Below are 16,578 nucleotides of genomic sequence, written 5' to 3'. Positions count from 1 at the left end.
GGAAGTTGGCCGGGAAATTGCGCATTTCGCATATTCAAGCCGCAGGAGGATCGTTATAATAGAGGTAGATTTTAGTTAAAAGCGGAGGGGACTTATGCCGCAAACACCGGCACGGATCGCCGATCCGATGGATGAACCGGCAAGCCGGCTGCCAACAAAATGGACCCTGCTTTGTTTGCAGCTTCTGGTGGCCGTATTTTGCCTGATAACTGTCGTGCTGTATATGACGGGAATACCAAAATATTACCAATGGCTTGTTTCGACATGTATGATGAACGGCTGCGGCACTTGGGTTCCGGCCATGCCCCTCGGGAGCGAAGGAACCACTCACATTAGCCTGGAGACGTACGCCGTCATCTTCGTATGCATTGACGTTATTTTTACTCTTGTTTATTACGGCGCGGCGCTGCTCATTTATTGGAAAGGTTTTCGCGAGCCGATGGCGGTTCTGGCCGCTTGGGCCATGGTCTCGTTCGGTACCTCGTTCCCTTCGCTTACCTCGGTCGCTTTTCAGGGCATCGTCCTGCAGGAGTGGTGGTTTACACTTGTGGCCACTTTCGGTTGGATCGGGTTATCGCTGCTATTCCTGCTCTTTCCGAACGGTTCGTTCGTGCCCAGATGGACCGTAGCGGTTTTTATCATCATAACGGTTGTTGGTGTAGGCAGCTTTATTAACCACGGAAGCATTTGGAGAGAATTCAACATTTCCGCTTACCTTGAGCTTTTGTGGTACACTTCCTCAACGCTGATTTTGATCTATTCGCAAATATACCGGTTTCGCAAAGTATCCTCGCCGGCGCAGCGCCAGCAAACCAAATGGGTCGTGTATGGACTCGCTATCGGCATGATCGGATTTGTCGGGATGAGCATTTTGTTTAATCCGCGCCTGAATGATGGAAGCGCCTTAACCTACGTGTATCTTAACGCGTTTCTTAATCTAAGCTTGCTAGCGATCCCGTTTACGCTGACTTTGGCTGTGCTCAGGCATCGGCTGTGGGACATCGACCCGCTGGTTAACCGCACGCTGGTATATGGGGCATTATCCCTTTGTGTCGCCGCGATCTATATTTTCTCTGTCTTTTATTTAAGCCAGTTATTCGAGACCAGGGATAACTTGTTCGTCTCCTTGGCGGCTACGGCGGTGGTGGCGGTCGCCTTCGCGCCGCTGAAGGAAAAACTGCAAAGGCTCGTTAACCTGATGATGAAAGGACGGCACGACGACCCTTATGCCGTTTTGCTGGAACTGGGAAGCCAACTGGTCAGACCGCTTGCGCCGGAAGCGATGCTGGAGGCTCTCGCTGCTACCGTAAAGGAGTCGCTGCGCTTGCCGTATGCGGGTATTACGATCGGAGTGGGAGGACAGGATACGCTCGTCGCCGCGGTCGGGGAGCCGACCCACGAAGTGCTGCCTTTTCCTATCATTCACCGCGGGAAGCAGTTGGGTACGTTCATTTTGTCCAGGCGTTCTCCGGGCGAAGCTTTTTCATCGGAAGATAACAAGTTTCTGGATGTGCTGGTGCATCAGGCAGGGCCAATCGTCGAAATTGTGAATATGACGCTGGGGATGAAGCTTTTGGCTGAGGATTTGCAGGAATCCAGGGGAACACTGGTGCTGGCGCGGGAGGAGGAGCGTCGGCAAATCCGCAAAAATTTGCACGACGATCTCGCTCCCCGGCTTGCGGCGCTGGCGTTAAATGTTGCTACGGCGGAGAAATATGTCGTCAAGCAGCCTGAGATTGCGATCGAGATGCTGGCCGATCTCCGGAAGGTTATCCGCGCGACGGTGGAAGAAATTCGAACGCTCGTGCATGACTTGCGCCCGCCTTCCCTGGACGAGCTCGGTTTGATCACCGCGATTCAAGAGAGGATCAGCGAGTTGAATAAGCCGGTAAAGCTGCTCGCCGACGAACAGGGTACCGTGCCGATCCATATCCGCCTGATCGAGCCGCCGCCGCTGCCGGAATTGCCGGCAGCGGTGGAGGTTGCCGCCTACCGCATTGTCACGGAGTCTTTGGTCAATGTGCTCAAGCATAGTCAGGCGACCCTTTGCACTGTCAAACTGCATGTGTCGGCAGCGCAGCAATTGGTGGTGGAGGTGACGGATAACGGCAAGGGTCTGCCGCCGTCTCACGCGCAGCGGCTTTCCGGCAAGGGAGGCATCGGGCTCGTTTCCATGAGGGAGCGGGCCGCGGAGCTCGGCGGAAATTGCTTGATAGAACGGATAGAGAGCGGCGGTACACGCGTGCTGGCCGTGCTGCCGATTTGATACGAGGAGGGGAATGAAACTGAGAATTATCATTGCAGAAGACCATCCGTTATTTCGCAGCGGAGTACGGAATTTGCTGCGCACCACGGACGATCTGGAAATCGTCGGGGAAGCGGCATCCGGTGAAGAGGCACTCGAACTTGCAGCGCAGTTGCAGCCCGACCTTGTGCTTATGGATATTCGCATGCCCGGCATAAACGGTATCGAGGCGACGCGTCTGATCAAGGAAAGGCATCCGGCAATCGAGGTTTTGATTTTGACGATGTTTAGAGATGATCAATCGGTATTTACCGCAATGCGGTACGGAGCCAAAGGCTACATGCTGAAAGACGCCGATGAGGATGAGCTGCTGCAATCCATACGGATGGTAGGCAGCGGCGGAGCTGTGTTCAGCTCGGATATCGCCGGTCGGATGATGCGCTACTTCTCTCAGGCCCAAACCGTACCTGCGGATGATCCAACCTTTGCGGAGCTCACTAAACGTGAGATTGAAATTTTGGAGCGGGTCGCGGAAGGCGACACCAATGCCCAGATCGCAGCCCGGCTGCACATTAGCAATAAAACGGTGGCCAACTATGTGTCGAACATTTTAAATAAGCTTCAGGTCACGGACCGCAATGCTGCGAAACGTTTGGTTCAGAAGTCCCGAGAGGATTAAACTGAATTCGACCTTGCGGCCCAACTTCGTACACCTCTTCATTCGTTTAAGACGGATGGGAGGTGTCACCAAGAAATTCGTGTTTGTAAATCGCATGAATCCTCTCCAAAACGTTCCGCGCTTGATCTTTAAATTTTAAATCTGCAACCTGACCTTTCAGCAAAAAAACGCCGGTCTCATCACGGTGTTCCCCGAGAGCACCCTCATACAGCTGGTTGGCGCCATGGGTAGGCGGAGGAAAAAACAGCTTCATAAGCGGTTTAACCAAAATTGGCAGCCCGGATTTTTTCCCTTTTCTTAGCGTATTGTTGCCGCCGGGGTCAACGCTGCGGATCTTGATGCCGTCCTTGGCGAGCTGCGGCGCGATGGCCTGGGTCCACAACGAAAGCGCCAGCTTTGAGGTGGCGTAAGGACCAATCAACTTGCGGAAGGTTTTGGGTCGCTCCAGGATTTCAAGGTTAAACTCTTTCGTAAATTTAAGCGCTGAAGATGAGGTATTGATCACCGTTTTTAAGCGGCCGTTTGTTAGGAGTTCCTTCAATTCCATCAGAATGATATACGGAACGACCGTCATTAGCTCATAATGGCTCTCGCGCCCTTGCTTCGAATAGCTCAGCTCGTGAAAGCTCCCACCGGCGTTGTTGAACAAAATATCGATCCGCTGTTCTTTACCTTTGATCTCTTCCAAAGTCCGTCTCAAGCCGGAATAATCGGCGAGATCCGCTATTTTATACATACGAACCCATCCGCTCTTGACGGCTTTTTGGATTTTCATATCGTCCGCCGGAAAGTCTGAACGGTTCAAAGCGACCACCTGCCAGTCCTCCGACAGTAATTTCCGGGTTAATTCCAACCCGATCCCGGCGCTTGCACCCGTAATCAGTGCGATATTTTCGCGTTGGTTCGCGGTCATTGTACGTCTCCTCCTGAAGGTGGGATATTTTCCCTAATAGCGAACATTGTAGAACTTGGAGTCGGCTCCAAGTCAAGGCGCGAAACAAAGTTTTTGTCCAAAGGATAAGAGACTTGACTTGAAGCCAGCTCCAAGATGTATAATGCACAAAAAAAGCAATTTCCGGGAGGGAGCAGGGTGAAGGCAGAGCAAACCTTTACGATAAAGCAAACCGCCGAGCAAACCGGTATTTCCGAGGATACGATCCGTTATTACGAAAAGATCTCGCTTCTCCCCCGGGCGGACCGGAAGGACAACGGGCACCGCGTCTACCGGCAGGTGGACATCAATACGATCCGGTTGATATCCTGCTTGAAAAAAACGGGATTGCCCCTGGAGGAAATGCGGCCGTTTTTGGCGGTTTCCGCCGACACCGATCCCGCGGATTATCCCGATTTGGTGGAGCGCTTAAGGAGCCACCGGGAAAATATCGTCAGTCAAATCGCCTCGCTGCAGCAGGTCGTCGATTTTATCGACATGAAGCTGGAGGAGGGGAGATACCGCCGGGACTGGTCGGATGAAAGCCAGAACGGCATGTCAAAGAAAACGATGGGAGAACCGAAATCAAGGCCCGTCTCTCCCGTTGAGATGAGTTATTTTTCCGTATCGGTCAAAGCGGACAAATCACCGGCTAGGAATATGTTCAGGACTTAAGAAGGAGCTGCCGCGGCAGCTCCTGTTGCTTTTTCACAAATTCAGGTACATATGTCGTTGCGGAACGCATGAGTGAGCACCCTAGCTTGACAAATGTGGATTACACATGTAATATCATGTTTGTATTACGGTTGTAATCCAAAGCGGGACAGGAGGTGAGCATGTGAAAACCGTACCCCACATAACCGATGCAGAATGGGAAGTCATGAAGATACTATGGATCAAGTCGCCCCGCACGGCTAATGATGTGATTGAGGCGCTGCAGGATCGGACGGAGTGGAAGCCCAAAACGATTCGAACCTTGTTGAACCGATTAACCCAGAAGCAAGCGATATCGTTTTCGCAAGAAAACAGAGTCTATGCTTATTTCCCATTAGTTTCTGAGGGTGAATGTGTGAAATCCGAAACACAATCCTTTCTAAAAAGGGTTTATGGCGGTGCTTTGAAGCCGATGCTTGTTCATTATTTGAAGGAAGAGCAGCTATCGGCGGAAGACATTAAAGAACTGAAAAGCATCCTTGAAGATAAAACGAAATGATAAATATGCCGAGTCGGGTAGTTTACGTTTACTGGAGTACTCCATTTTGATTCATGAAAGGAAAGGGTGAAAGTGAACCGGATAGACGAACTCCTCGTGCATCTTTTTAATTGGATTTTGTCGGTATCTGCCATGGGTGCCGTCACGGTCGTGCTGATCCTGCTGACACAGCTTATCCTGAATAAACGAATAAAGCCCAGATGGCATTACTTGATGTGGCTGTTATTGGTTGTACGACTGCTTCTGCCTTGGGGCATTGAGAGCGAGTTAAGCATTTATAATTGGATATCCTACCCTCATACCATTCACGATAATCCAACGGCTCAGATAGTCACACACGGGGAAGCTGTAGTTGGGGAATCAGCAACTGCAAACATTTTTTATCGCTACGCTTTGTATATATGGCTTCTTGGGACCGGCATATTCGGGGCATATACGTTTGTGATCAACCGGAAATTTGCCTTAAAAATAACGAAAGAGACGACACCGTTAACTGATATCGGGGTCCTGCAGTTGTTCTCTCACTGCCAAACGCTAATGTCGGTTCGTAAACCTGTCACTCTAGTTGTATCGAACAAACTGACCTCGCCAACGTTGTTTGGATTTTGGAACACCCGATTGGTTATGCCGCAAGCCGTCCTGGACAGCTTACAGCAGGAGCAACTCCGGCACATCTTCCTGCATGAATTAGCACACTGTAAGCGCAATGATATCGGAATGAATTGGCTGATGCAGATCCTGTTGATTATTCATTGGTTTAACCCGATTCTTTGGTACGCTTATCATCGTATGCGCGAAGACCAGGAGATCGCAAGCGATGCTCTGGCTCTTACTTATCTCGAACCGGAAAAACGCTCCGATTACGGTTATACGCTCATTCAGTTGTTAGAAAAACATGCGCTTCCTGTAAGGGTGCCGGGCAATGTCAATGTATCAGGGGGCAAATCACAGCTGAAAAGGAGAATTATCATGATCAAATATTTTCAAAGTCATTCATATCGCTGGTCGTTCGTTGGTTTTGCTGCCATTCTACTCATAAGCGGATGTTCTTTGACGAATGCAAAAATAGATCAGTCCCCGGCGCAAATGTCGAATGCGTCGGCATCCGATCAAAAGACTGTGGCAACTTCCGACCCAAGTTCGCCTAAACCGGATAAAAATTCGGCACTTGATGCAGCGGTTGGAACGAAGTCCAGCGCTTCCAGCGAACCTGCGAGTTCAAAGTCGGAGTCCATAAACGCAGAAACAACACCGGCAGCAACTGCGGCTCCTGCACAAATGCCTAAACCACAAGAAACTATAGTTCCTGTATCAGAGCCTGCACCGGGAAACACTGCGGTTCAAGAACCAAAGCCTGTACCGCAAGAAGCTGTAGTTCCTGTATCAGAGCCTAGACCGCAAAACACTGCGGTTCAAGAACCAAAACCTGTACCGCAAGAAAGCGCGGTTACTGCACCTAAGCCTGTACCACAAGCTGCTCCATAAGCCACTGCAAATCCGCGAGCAAAGGAAAAGACGATCCCCCGGCAAGTACCGGAAAATCGCCCTGTATCACATTTTTGGTGGTTTAACTCTTGAAGTAGTGACCTTCTTCAAGGTCCGGAATCAGTGCGAGGTGCACCGGCTTCCAGCCCAGGAGTTGCTGTGTCTTTGCACTCGACGCAGGGTTGTCGGCCGACGCGAAGGCTCCGAGCCAGCCGAAGTGGGCTTCTGCCTCTTCGCGGGAAATGCTGGCGACCGGCAGGTTCAGGTGGCGGCCGATGACGCCGGCGATGTCGCGGAATGGCACACCCTCATCGCCGACACCGTGCAGCCGTGAGCCCGACGGGGCGGCTTCCAACGCCAGCCGGAACAGGCGCGCCGCATCGAGGCGATGCACAGCCGGCCAGCGGTTGGACCCGTCGCCGATGTAGGCGGAGACGCCCTTCTCGCGAGCAATGCCGATCAGCGCCGGGACAAAGCCATGATCGCCAAGACCGTGCACGGACGGTGCGAGACGGACGACCGAAGATCGCACCCCGCGCTCAACCAGCGCGATCGCGGCCTTCTCGGAGTGCCGCGGTGTATGGATCGGCGTGTCTTCTTCCGTCCCGAGACGTCCCGGCGAGAGCATGAGCGTCCCCGAGGTGACGACGAATGGTTTGTCGGAGCCCTCAAGCGCTGCTCCGATGGCTTCGATCGCCTGCCTATCGGTCTCGGCGGCGGCCGCATAGTTCGAGAAGTCGTGAATGAAGGCAAGATGGATGACACCGTCCGCAGCGGCAGCGCCATTTTGCAGGCTGTCGAGGTCATCTAGGGCACCGCGATGCACCTCCGCTCCGGCGGCTTTCAATGCTGAGGCCGCCTTGTCGGAGCGGGCAAGCCCGATGACCTGATGCCCTGCAGCGAGGAGCTCGTCAACAACAGCAGATCCGATGAATCCGGTGGCTCCGGTGACAAAAACACGCATAATGAATACCTCCTAATATGAAATCATTACTTTCAAGTGAAATGGTAAAGTATAGAGTGCACTCTATAGCAATACAGTTTGAATCAATGTTATAATAAAAATATGAAAAATAAATTTTCGAGCAAACAAGTTTCTGAAGAGACCGGATTAAGCATCCACACATTGCGATACTATGAGCAAATCGGTTTAATTAACGGTGTCGAACGGGACGAAAAAGGATATCGTCAGTATTCGGAGTCCGATATCGCATGGTTTCAAGTTATCAAATACTTTCGGGCAATGGGGATGCCCATTCGGGAGATGCAGCAGTTTGCCGCTTTGAACAATAGTGAAGTCTCCACCATAACAGCACGACGGGAATTCATGGAGACCTATCGCAGCAATGTTATAGATCAAATGAAGGAACTTGAAAACACGCTGGAGAAAATCGATCATAAAATCATTTTTTTCAAAAATCTAGAGAACTCAGAGGGTTAAAAATGATTCAATCCATTGTTCATATCGCTCTAGTTGTAAAAGATTATGATGAGGCAATTGAGTTTTACACAAAAAAGCTGAATTTTACATTAGTTGAAGATACATATCAGCCCGAGCAAGATAAACGATGGGTAGTAGTTTCACCCCCCGGTTCGGTTGGGACTACAATATTATTGGCAAAAGCATCGAAATCTGAACAGGAACCATTCATCGGGAATCAAACGGGTGGTAGAGTGTTCCTCTTTTTAAACACCGATGACTTTTGGAGAGATTATAATGAGATGGTTTCGAGGGGAATAGAATTTGTTAGAGAACCTAAAGAACAACCATATGGAATGGTTGCCGTATTTAAGGATTTATACGGGAATTTATGGGATTTGCTGGAGTTAAATGAAGATCATCCGATTTCTAAACGAATGAAGTAACGAAAAAAGGAGCAGTTTGCCGCGGCGGCAGGCTGCTCCTTTTTTTTGATGAATCGGGCAGGGCAGCGGGACTGGTCAAGAGCGGATAAGCCTGTTCAACGCAGCTACTCCCGTACTTTTGAAGAGGGATTTTTTGCTTGTTTGGACGCCGCCATTGCCTCCACTCCTGCCAACAGGAGATCTGTACCGAACTTGAAGTGACGATCCGTATCGACGCAAGCCGCAATATCAGGGGCAACTTCAACGAGCCAAGGATATTGTTGTTGCGGAAGGCCTCCATAGAACTCCAGCAATTTAGCCCCCCATACCCGGCGCTCTTCTTCCGAGCCTTGTACGAAACCATCTCCCGTTACAACCAGAGACACCACTTGATTTAGCAAATGTTCAAAAATCAAGAATGCTTCTTGGGGCTCGAAGCCGGCGCTGCGGAGGATGCCAATCGAAGTATCGAAAATCTTGAGCCTGTTCGTAGAAGGCAGGGATCGCCTGGACAGCAAGCTTCTGCCCGATGGGTGCACGAGCAGCACCCGGCGCAGAGCGTAAAGCAACCCCCTCACCTGTTCCCGCCAATCCGCCTCATTTACTGCCGAGGTATCGAAAGAAGCCAGCATATGTTCGGTCATAGCGTCTAAAAGGTCATCCTTATTGCGCACATGCCGATAGATTGCCATGGGTGTTACGCCGAAATCGTGGGCTAACCGCCGAAAACTGACCGCTTCGATTCCTTCCGTATCCGCAATATTCAATGCCAGCCCCACGATAGCCTCTCGACTAAGGCGGACAGGGCCTTTCCGATTATGGGTACCTTCAGGTTTTTGATCATTGTTATTGTGGACCACAGTTCGACGCCCCCGAAAGAAAAAGTGTAACAATATTATAACACAGGAAAGTTGACAGGTATACGCCGTATACTTATAATACCATGTATACAGTGTATACATTGGAGTATGAGGAGTTGATCGCGAAATGAAATTCCGCAAAATTAGCCCACTGGCGATACTTTTTAGAAGTAAAAGAAAACGCAGATTTACTTTGCTGGCAATCGCGGCCGTTTTAACGCTGATCGTTAGCTCAGGGTTTGTGCTTTATCAGCCGTTGATGGTTGCTTCGGGTTATACCAGCAAAGAAGTTTGTTCCGGAACCTTTGTTTCGGGCATGGATTCCAACCAGGTTTACGCGGACATGGTCAAGCCTGAAGGGGCCATCAGTCTCATCAGCAGTTTGATTCACATCAACGTTGACCATGAAAAGCTGGATGTAACAACGACAATCGCAGGACTTTATAAAACACAGGCGGTGTACGGCGATGGGATGGGATGCATGTTGGTGCATACACCCGAGGACGTTACTCTGGCTGCAACTGCTGATTCTAGTTCCACAGCCGGCCCATCGGATTCGCTAGCTCCTGAAATAGCGGGACCCGCCGTGGTTGTGCCTAGGAACGAACAACTTGCCGCCGCGCTCGACCGAGCTTTTGCAGAGCGTGAGCAACCGCCTTATATTCGTACCCAAGCGATCGTTGTGGTCAAAGACGGAAAAATCGTGGCCGAGCGTTATGCTCCCGGCATAGACGTGGACACGCAATTATTGGGATTCTCGGCGACAAAATCCGTCACCAACGCGCTGATCGGCATTCTGGTCCGGCAGGGAAAACTGAATGTCGACCAACCCGCACCTATTGCAGCATGGCAAAATGACAACGATCCGCGTCACATGATCACAACAGATGAATTGTTGCGGCAAACAAGCGGACTCGCTCTTAAACAAACCAGTACAGGATTCGATCCTGCGTCCAGAATGGTATTTCTCGAGCGAGACATGGCGGGCTTCGCCGAGAAGGCCAAACTAGCTGCTGCGCCCGGAACCGAATGGGCTTATACCGACGGCAACTTTATACTTCTCTCGCGCATTATCCGCGACGCCGTCGGTGGCCAGGCCTCAAGTGTCAGACAGTTTGCACAGCGTGAGCTTTTCGGGCCGACCGGCATGAAACACGTGACGCTGGAGTTTGATGCGACTGGCACGCCGAACGGTGCTATGTCTATGTTAGCATCTGCGCGTGATTGGGCTCGTTTTGGGCTCTTGTATCTGAACGACGGCGTGGTAGGTACCGACCGCATCCTGCCGAAAGGGTGGGTTAAATACTCGTCCTCGCAGACGCTTGACACCGGCTATGGAGCTGGCTTTTGGATTAACCTTGCTGCGAGTGGCAAAGCGCCGTATGGTCTTCCATGGGGGATGCCCCATGTGCCCGATGATGCATTTTTCGCCATGGGCAATATGGGGCAGCATGTTGTAATCGTACCGTCCCAGCATCTGGTCGTGGTACGATTGGGCATGTCATCTCATCCGGATGGTCTTATCGCTGGAGCCGACCGGCTAGTTGCCGATGTGATCGCGGCGCTTCAACAACAATAAATATGATTTAACATACGAAAAAAAGCCAGGTCATCTAGCAGTCCACGGCCATGACCCAGCTTTTTTACCTCATAAGAATGTTAGCGAAAGGGCGATCCGATTCGTACTAAATTTTGTTGTAAGACATTATTGCCTGTCTGCAGTTTTACCCCGGTTTTGGATGATCTGCCCAATCCGAAACAATTAGTCACCAAATCAGTAGTTGTAGGCACAGTTATTCTAACTTCATATTGGGTTATCGAAGGTTTAATAGCCACAAGAACATTAACGGTTGTGTTTGGTGGAATTGTACGCCTTCTTTTTACAATAATAATTGGTTTGCCGCTAGTCCAGTCGATAACTTGTACAATTACAGTCCTGGTTCTTAATTTGTTTAAATTAGCTATAATTGTCGCAGCAGTGTCAGTGCCGCCATTTCTAAACAGAACCCCTGTCGATAAAACAGGATCTTTTTTGGGTTTCACATTATTTGACAATATAATCCCTCCTCCCTGTTATATGTTATGGGATGAGGACATTAAGCGTTATGGATATACAAACAGAAAAAAGCGGAACTTGTAAAATCGCCCTGGAAGATGGGTCGTTGCTGCAAAATCAAGCTCGTTACGGAGGCAAAAACTTGCTGTTGCAGACAGAACGTCGAACCGCAGGGGGGCTGGGAGAAAGAATAGTATTACGTTTGAGACAATCCGGCTTGAGCTTAAATATGGTAAAATGAAATCAACCATTGTTCGTCTGATGCAATGAATGAAGGAGGGGTTGCGATGCAATGGCAGGAAGTAAGAGAACTGTTTCCGAATCAATTTGTTTTGCTGTCCATTCTTGACTACCGAGAAGAAGACGGGAAGAAAATCGTAACGGAAATGGCTCCTGTTCGGGTCATACCAGAAAAGAATGCTAACAGGGAATTCTTTAATGTGAAGCCGCGACAGCTTGTTTATCATACTTCTAACGAGGAGTGCATCATCTATCTACGCAACGACCCGCTTGTGAGGATGAGGCGTAATATATGAAGATTCATTATGATGGAAATCTTCTAACGATTACGCTTTCTGTAACTTATCGTGGGAAAACGATGCAAATCGCAGATGTTATCGTGGATACGGGCTCATCCCACACTATATTCAGCCCCGATGTGCTGGAGCAGATCGGAGTCACCTACGAAAATGGAGACCCCGTTTACGAGGCTTACGGGATTGGCGGAACCGTACCGTTTTATACTAAAATCATGGACGAAATTATCATTGATACCCTGAAAATCAAGCAGATTGAAGTCGATGTAGGGATGCTGCCTAAATCTCATAAGGGTTTGCTTGGCTTGGATATTTTGAGGGTAAACGGTTTTGTGGTGGATATGGACAAGCTGGAACTGAGGTTACCTGAATCAGCGGAACAAGTTCAATCCTCATGACCCTTTATGCAACCCCCATTTTGCCGAGGCGGTGAGCTCTCTGAAACCGGAGCTTTTGAGCCTCCTAAGAATCGAATCAGCGGCAGTCATGGACGCGAAAATGAGGTCCTAGACTGCCGCTGTTTTATTGAACTGATGATTAGTTAACTGTGGATAGGTGGAAATGGTCGGCATGGTCGGCACGAACTTCAATTTTCGTGCTGGTCAAGCCATGGTTTTTATAGAAAAGCACCTTGGAAACGCTCGAGTTGGCAACAGCAATTTCGAGGAATTTCTTCTCTTCGGCAGCCGACATTCCCGAATTGCGTATGTCAACCGACTTTCCGTCCTGATGGCTGCTGTGCTCCGGTGTGTCTGCGCCGTCAATTAAGCTCGCGTCGTTAATTTCCAGCTTCTTGCTGTATACGTTGTAGAAGCTTAGTGCAACTTGATCGAGCGTCGTTTTCGCCGAACTCGTCACGTAGCTATGATCAAGCTTGTAGGTGCTGTCTCCGGAAAGACCGCTGGCGGTATCATTATAGTTAATATAGTAGGATGTATTGCCCACGCGTACATATCCTTTCGGCGAGGAGCCTATTGCGGCATGCATGGCATTTCGGCTTCCCGCGCCGTAGATGCCGTCGGCGCTCAAGCCTTTCACTCGCTGGAACACCATCAGGTTGTCCTTTGTGGTTTGGTCAAAGTAATTATCCGTGCTTGTAATTTTAGCAACGCCTGTGAAATGGCTTTCATTGCTGCCGAAGGCTCTCCATGCTTTCAGGTTGTTCTTCAATACACCGATTTGCGCGTGTGTTTGTCCGAACGAATAAGAGGACTGGTAGCTAACGCCATAGAAACTGTTGGAACTGGCTGTACCTACGGCTGCGACGTTCGAATGACCCGCTAACGCGAAGGCACTGGAAGCGAACGCTACAGCAGTCGTGCACGAAACCGCAAACGCTACGAATAATTTACTCTTCAATTTCATCAATATCACCCTCCCAAATTGTTGTGGCATTTCTCCGAATATACGGAAGTAGATTGGAAATCTTTCAATCTACTTCCATTATCATACTATAGAATGGTAATTTTTGTAGAAAAATAGATTCAATAATATGTAAATTTATTTTGAAGCACATTTTCAAGACATTCCGCCAATCCGGTATTATGAGGGCCAGAAAAGTCGCTTTTTTTGTTTGTTGACTATTTAGATAATTGGTACAATAGTGTTATAAAGCTATGACTGCGATGAATCCGGCAAGACATGATTTATTGAACCGGCAGCCGGACTTTAATCGTTATGAAAAGGAGTATACACACTATGCAAAATCCGCAGAGCAAAAGCGCGCTGTTGGTCATGGATATGCAAAACAGCGTCGTATCGCGTTTCGTAGAAAACGAGAACGCACTGCTTCCGTTCCAAAAGGCCATTGAAGCCGCACGCAGGCACGCCATCCCGGTTATTTACGTACGGGTCGCATTTCGCGCAGGTTATCCCGAGATTAGTCCTAGAAACAAAATGTTCGCGGGTATTTCCAAGCGGGCCGGAACAGCGGCCACGGAGACGCCGATACAAATTCACGAATCCGTGCAGCCCCGGCCGGACGAGCCGATTGTGACAAAGTTTCGAGTTAGCGCGTTCACCGGGAGTGACCTTGAGGTCATCCTTCGGTCCAGCCAAATCGACACGCTCATTCTCAGCGGTATCGCCACAAGCGGAGTCGTTCTATCGACTTTACGGGAAGCGGCGGATAAAGACTTTACCCTTACGGTGCTTTCCGACGCATGTATCGATGCCGACCCCGAGGTTCATCGCGTTCTAATCGAGAAGGTGTTCCCCCTTCAGGCCGATGTATTCACTGTCGACGCGTGGGTGGACTCTTTAAATTAGGGCAATTCCTAGTTTAGGGATTGTGACTTTTTTCACGATCCGGGCAGGGGTAAGGCCTTCAGCAACCTTCTTTTTGTCAATCGCTGAAATTTACCTGCTTTTAAATAGCATATAAGTATCATATAATAGTAGATATCTTAATCAATAATTAATAGTGTTACACTATAATCAGGTTATAATTAATGCAGAAAGGGTGCGTGACTAGGTCGCACCCTGCCTTGCTGTGGAGCCTAAGCAAGAACGCCTTCATCTTTTCTTCAAATATCAGCGTGTAAGGACGGTAAACATGAGCAACAGACAAACCAAAACAGACGTTATCTTAATTGGTGCCGGAATCATGAGTGCGACTTTAGGGTCACTGCTGAAAGAATTAGTGCCGGACTGGAAAATTACAGTGTTTGAGAGGCGCGCAACCGCAGGAGAGGAAAGCTCTAACGAATGGAATAATGCGGGAACGGGGCATTCTTCACTGTGCGAGCTCAACTACACCGTCGAAAAAACAGACGGATCCGTAGATATTAGCAAAGCTATAAAAGTGAATGAAGAGTATCAGGTTTCAAAGCAGTTTTGGTCTTATCTTGTAAACAGCAAGCTGATACGTAATCCGCGGGACTTTATCGCGCCGGTGCCTCATATGAGTTTTGTACAAGGCGAAAATGATGTAACATTTTTGAAAAAACGGTTTGAAGCACTGTCTAACAATCCCCTGTTTCAAGGAATGGAATTTTCCGATGACCCGGAAAAACTGATGGAATGGATCCCGCTTATGATGAAAGACCGGACATTGAATTCACCTATAGCGGCAACAAGAATCGAGTCCGGGACGGATGTCAACTTTGGCGCTTTAACGCGCTTATTGTTTGATCACTTAAAGAGTAAAAGCGTCGATATAAAATTCAAACACAATGTCGATGATATTAAACGTACTAGCGACGGCTTGTGGGATTTGAAAATACGGAATGTCGATACCGGCACCGTCGAACGCCATACTGCAAAATTCGTCTTTATCGGCGGCGGGGGCGGAAGCCTCCATTTGCTGCAAAAATCCGATATTCCTGAAGGAAAGGGTATTGGAGGATTTCCGGTAAGCGGAGTATTTATGGTGTGTCAGAAACCGGATATTGTAGCGCGGCATCATGCCAAAGTATACGGCAAAGCTCCGGTCGGCGCTCCTCCAATGTCTGTTCCGCATCTTGACACAAGATTTATCGATAACAAAGAATCGTTGTTATTTGGGCCGTTTGCCGGCTTTTCGCCAAAGTTTTTGAAATTCGGTTCGATGTTCGATTTGATAACTTCCGTAAAACCGCATAATCTCGTAACAATGATGGCGGCAGGCGTAAAAAACATGTCATTAACAACATACCTGATCAAAGAAGTTATGTTATCGAAAGAAAAGCGGATGGAAGCTTTACGGGAATTCGTCCCGAACGCCAAAAGCGAGGATTGGGATTTGCTGGTAGCGGGCCAGCGTGTGCAAATTATCAAAGATACTGCTGACGGCAAAGGAACGCTTCAATTCGGTACGGAAGTGATTAGTGCCGCTGATGGCTCGATAGCCGCATTGCTCGGCGCTTCTCCGGGGGCTTCAACCGCCGTTTCCGTCATGCTTGAGGTCATAAATAAATGCTTCCCGCAGCATATAAAAGCGTGGGAACCGAAAATAAAAGAAATGATTCCTTCTTATGGCTTGTCATTGTTGAAAAACCCGGAGCTTATCAACGAAATTCATACTTCAACAGCGCGGAATCTCGGTCTAGTCAATGAACTGCAACCTGTCTAGTAAACAGTATAAAATATAACTTAGAAGCGTCCGGAAATCCGGGCGCTTTTATACCATACGTGGATGTGCACCCCTTTTCAGGCTTCCCGCCTAATATACCGAGGAACAAGGTCAATTCCATTTTAAAAACCAACGGTTGGGAGGACAGGCCGTGAACAAAGAAGAGCAGGTCATAATGGGTTTCAGGGACTTATTAAACAAGATGGTTTACCTTAATAAGTTTAAGATGGAAGACAGTCTTAAGGGCTATAAGCCTTCTGAAGTACATTGTATCGAATACATTGGAAGAAATGCAGATTCCAACGTGACAAAACTTGCGGAGGCCTTTTATATGACTCGCGGTGCCATAAGTAAAATAACTAAGAAGCTCATAAAAAAAGGCCTTATCGAAAGCTACCAGAAGCCGGATAACAAGAAAGAAATCTATTTTAGGATTACTGAGCAAGGGGAAGTGATTTATAAAATCCATGAGGAACTGCACAAAGAGTTTCAAGAGCGGGATAAAGCTGTATTTGAGCAGATAACCGAGGAACAATTTGATAGTATGCTTAGCTTCATGGAAAAGTATAGCAGGCATTTGGATGCAGAAATAAAGAAACAGGGTATAGATATTAAGTCGGAATAAATTTGAATAATGAAAATGAAACCACAAGCAGCCGGGCTCTATTGAGAACAGG

The 16,578-nt window shown here is 48.8% G+C and carries 19 protein-coding genes; 14 read left to right on the top strand and 5 right to left on the bottom strand.

Going from position 1 to position 16,578, the window contains the following annotated elements; genetic code table 11:
- Window positions 1-94: 94 nt before the first annotated feature.
- Together AC3G2T_RS07910 and AC3G2T_RS07905 are read left to right on the top strand one after the other, a co-directional pair.
- The gene (locus AC3G2T_RS07910; protein WP_488435097.1) at window positions 95-2,266 is read left to right on the top strand and encodes a GAF domain-containing sensor histidine kinase; all 2,172 of its coding nucleotides are present in this window, start codon (window positions 95-97) and stop codon (window positions 2,264-2,266) included.
- 13 nt (window positions 2,267-2,279) lie between these two features.
- Window positions 2,280-2,924: a response regulator transcription factor gene (locus AC3G2T_RS07905; RefSeq protein ID WP_488435096.1), complete on the top strand. Its 645-nt coding sequence runs from the start codon at window positions 2,280-2,282 to the stop codon at window positions 2,922-2,924.
- Window positions 2,925-2,970: 46 nt separating this feature from the next.
- On the opposite strand, the gene AC3G2T_RS07900 is transcribed toward AC3G2T_RS07905, so the two are convergent.
- Window positions 2,971-3,837, bottom strand: coding sequence for an SDR family NAD(P)-dependent oxidoreductase (locus tag AC3G2T_RS07900; protein WP_488435095.1), 867 nt, complete (start codon window positions 3,835-3,837; stop codon window positions 2,971-2,973).
- Between the two features lie 177 nt (window positions 3,838-4,014).
- Between AC3G2T_RS07900 and AC3G2T_RS07895 the strand changes: the two genes are divergently transcribed.
- The 3 genes from AC3G2T_RS07895 to AC3G2T_RS07885 all read left to right on the top strand — a co-directional run bounded on the left by AC3G2T_RS07895 (window position 4,015) and on the right by AC3G2T_RS07885 (window position 6,553).
- Window positions 4,015-4,530 (top strand): MerR family transcriptional regulator, encoded by a 516-nt coding sequence (locus AC3G2T_RS07895; protein ID WP_488435094.1) that lies wholly within the window; start codon window positions 4,015-4,017, stop codon window positions 4,528-4,530.
- A gap of 205 nt (window positions 4,531-4,735) precedes the next feature.
- A complete protein-coding gene (locus tag AC3G2T_RS07890; RefSeq protein WP_474682552.1) occupies window positions 4,736-5,068 on the top strand; it encodes a BlaI/MecI/CopY family transcriptional regulator in 333 nt (110 codons plus the stop codon).
- Window positions 5,069-5,140: 72 nt separating this feature from the next.
- Entirely contained in the window at window positions 5,141-6,553 is a 1,413-nt protein-coding gene (locus AC3G2T_RS07885; RefSeq protein WP_488435093.1) for a M56 family metallopeptidase, read from the top strand.
- A gap of 82 nt (window positions 6,554-6,635) precedes the next feature.
- Here the strand turns inward: AC3G2T_RS07885 and AC3G2T_RS07880 are convergent, their stop codons facing one another.
- A complete protein-coding gene (locus AC3G2T_RS07880; protein WP_488435092.1) occupies window positions 6,636-7,517 on the bottom strand; it encodes an SDR family oxidoreductase in 882 nt (293 codons plus the stop codon).
- A gap of 102 nt (window positions 7,518-7,619) precedes the next feature.
- Here AC3G2T_RS07880 and AC3G2T_RS07875 point away from each other — a divergent pair, with 102 nt between their 5' ends.
- Complete coding sequence (locus AC3G2T_RS07875; protein ID WP_474682405.1) at window positions 7,620-7,994, top strand: MerR family transcriptional regulator; 375 nt, start codon at window positions 7,620-7,622, stop codon at window positions 7,992-7,994.
- A 2-nt stretch (window positions 7,995-7,996) separates the two neighbouring features.
- The gene (locus AC3G2T_RS07870) at window positions 7,997-8,419 is read left to right on the top strand and encodes a VOC family protein (RefSeq protein ID WP_474682406.1); all 423 of its coding nucleotides are present in this window, start codon (window positions 7,997-7,999) and stop codon (window positions 8,417-8,419) included.
- 104 nt (window positions 8,420-8,523) lie between these two features.
- On the opposite strand, the gene AC3G2T_RS07865 is transcribed toward AC3G2T_RS07870, so the two are convergent.
- Window positions 8,524-9,258: a TetR/AcrR family transcriptional regulator gene (locus AC3G2T_RS07865; protein WP_474682407.1), complete on the bottom strand. Its 735-nt coding sequence runs from the start codon at window positions 9,256-9,258 to the stop codon at window positions 8,524-8,526.
- Window positions 9,259-9,385: 127 nt separating this feature from the next.
- On the opposite strand from AC3G2T_RS07865, the gene AC3G2T_RS07860 reads away from it, so the two are divergent.
- Window positions 9,386-10,837 (top strand): serine hydrolase domain-containing protein, encoded by a 1,452-nt coding sequence (locus AC3G2T_RS07860; RefSeq protein ID WP_474682408.1) that lies wholly within the window; start codon window positions 9,386-9,388, stop codon window positions 10,835-10,837.
- Window positions 10,838-10,917: 80 nt separating this feature from the next.
- On the opposite strand, the gene AC3G2T_RS07855 is transcribed toward AC3G2T_RS07860, so the two are convergent.
- A complete protein-coding gene (locus AC3G2T_RS07855; protein ID WP_474682409.1) occupies window positions 10,918-11,313 on the bottom strand; it encodes a hypothetical protein in 396 nt (131 codons plus the stop codon).
- Window positions 11,314-11,363: 50 nt separating this feature from the next.
- On the opposite strand from AC3G2T_RS07855, the gene AC3G2T_RS07850 reads away from it, so the two are divergent.
- Genes AC3G2T_RS07850 through AC3G2T_RS07840 form a run of 3 tightly spaced genes read left to right on the top strand, consistent with a single transcriptional unit; the run spans window position 11,364 to window position 12,248 of the window.
- Window positions 11,364-11,555: a hypothetical protein gene (locus AC3G2T_RS07850; protein WP_474682410.1), complete on the top strand. Its 192-nt coding sequence runs from the start codon at window positions 11,364-11,366 to the stop codon at window positions 11,553-11,555.
- Between the two features lie 46 nt (window positions 11,556-11,601).
- Window positions 11,602-11,850, top strand: a complete 249-nt coding sequence (locus AC3G2T_RS07845) for a hypothetical protein (RefSeq protein ID WP_474682411.1) — start codon at window positions 11,602-11,604, stop codon at window positions 11,848-11,850.
- A complete protein-coding gene (locus AC3G2T_RS07840) occupies window positions 11,847-12,248 on the top strand; it encodes an aspartyl protease family protein (RefSeq protein WP_474682412.1) in 402 nt (133 codons plus the stop codon). The genes AC3G2T_RS07845 and AC3G2T_RS07840 overlap by 4 nt, the downstream gene beginning before the upstream one ends.
- Before the next feature lie 139 nt (window positions 12,249-12,387).
- Here the strand turns inward: AC3G2T_RS07840 and AC3G2T_RS07835 are convergent, their stop codons facing one another.
- Entirely contained in the window at window positions 12,388-13,215 is an 828-nt protein-coding gene (locus AC3G2T_RS07835) for a peptidoglycan-binding domain-containing protein (RefSeq protein ID WP_474682413.1), read from the bottom strand.
- A gap of 333 nt (window positions 13,216-13,548) precedes the next feature.
- Here AC3G2T_RS07835 and AC3G2T_RS07830 point away from each other — a divergent pair, with 333 nt between their 5' ends.
- The 3 genes from AC3G2T_RS07830 to AC3G2T_RS07820 all read left to right on the top strand — a co-directional run bounded on the left by AC3G2T_RS07830 (window position 13,549) and on the right by AC3G2T_RS07820 (window position 16,526).
- Window positions 13,549-14,118 (top strand): cysteine hydrolase family protein, encoded by a 570-nt coding sequence (locus AC3G2T_RS07830; protein ID WP_474682414.1) that lies wholly within the window; start codon window positions 13,549-13,551, stop codon window positions 14,116-14,118.
- A gap of 223 nt (window positions 14,119-14,341) precedes the next feature.
- Entirely contained in the window at window positions 14,342-15,901 is a 1,560-nt protein-coding gene (locus AC3G2T_RS07825; protein WP_488435091.1) for a malate:quinone oxidoreductase, read from the top strand.
- Window positions 15,902-16,052: 151 nt separating this feature from the next.
- Window positions 16,053-16,526, top strand: a complete 474-nt coding sequence (locus AC3G2T_RS07820) for a MarR family transcriptional regulator (RefSeq protein WP_474682416.1) — start codon at window positions 16,053-16,055, stop codon at window positions 16,524-16,526.
- Window positions 16,527-16,578 lie beyond the last annotated feature (52 nt).

It is taken from the genome of Paenibacillus sp. sgz302191, assembly GCF_057749925.1.
Note: the sequence above shows the minus strand (reverse complement) of the source record. Positions and strands in the feature narration are given on the sequence as shown.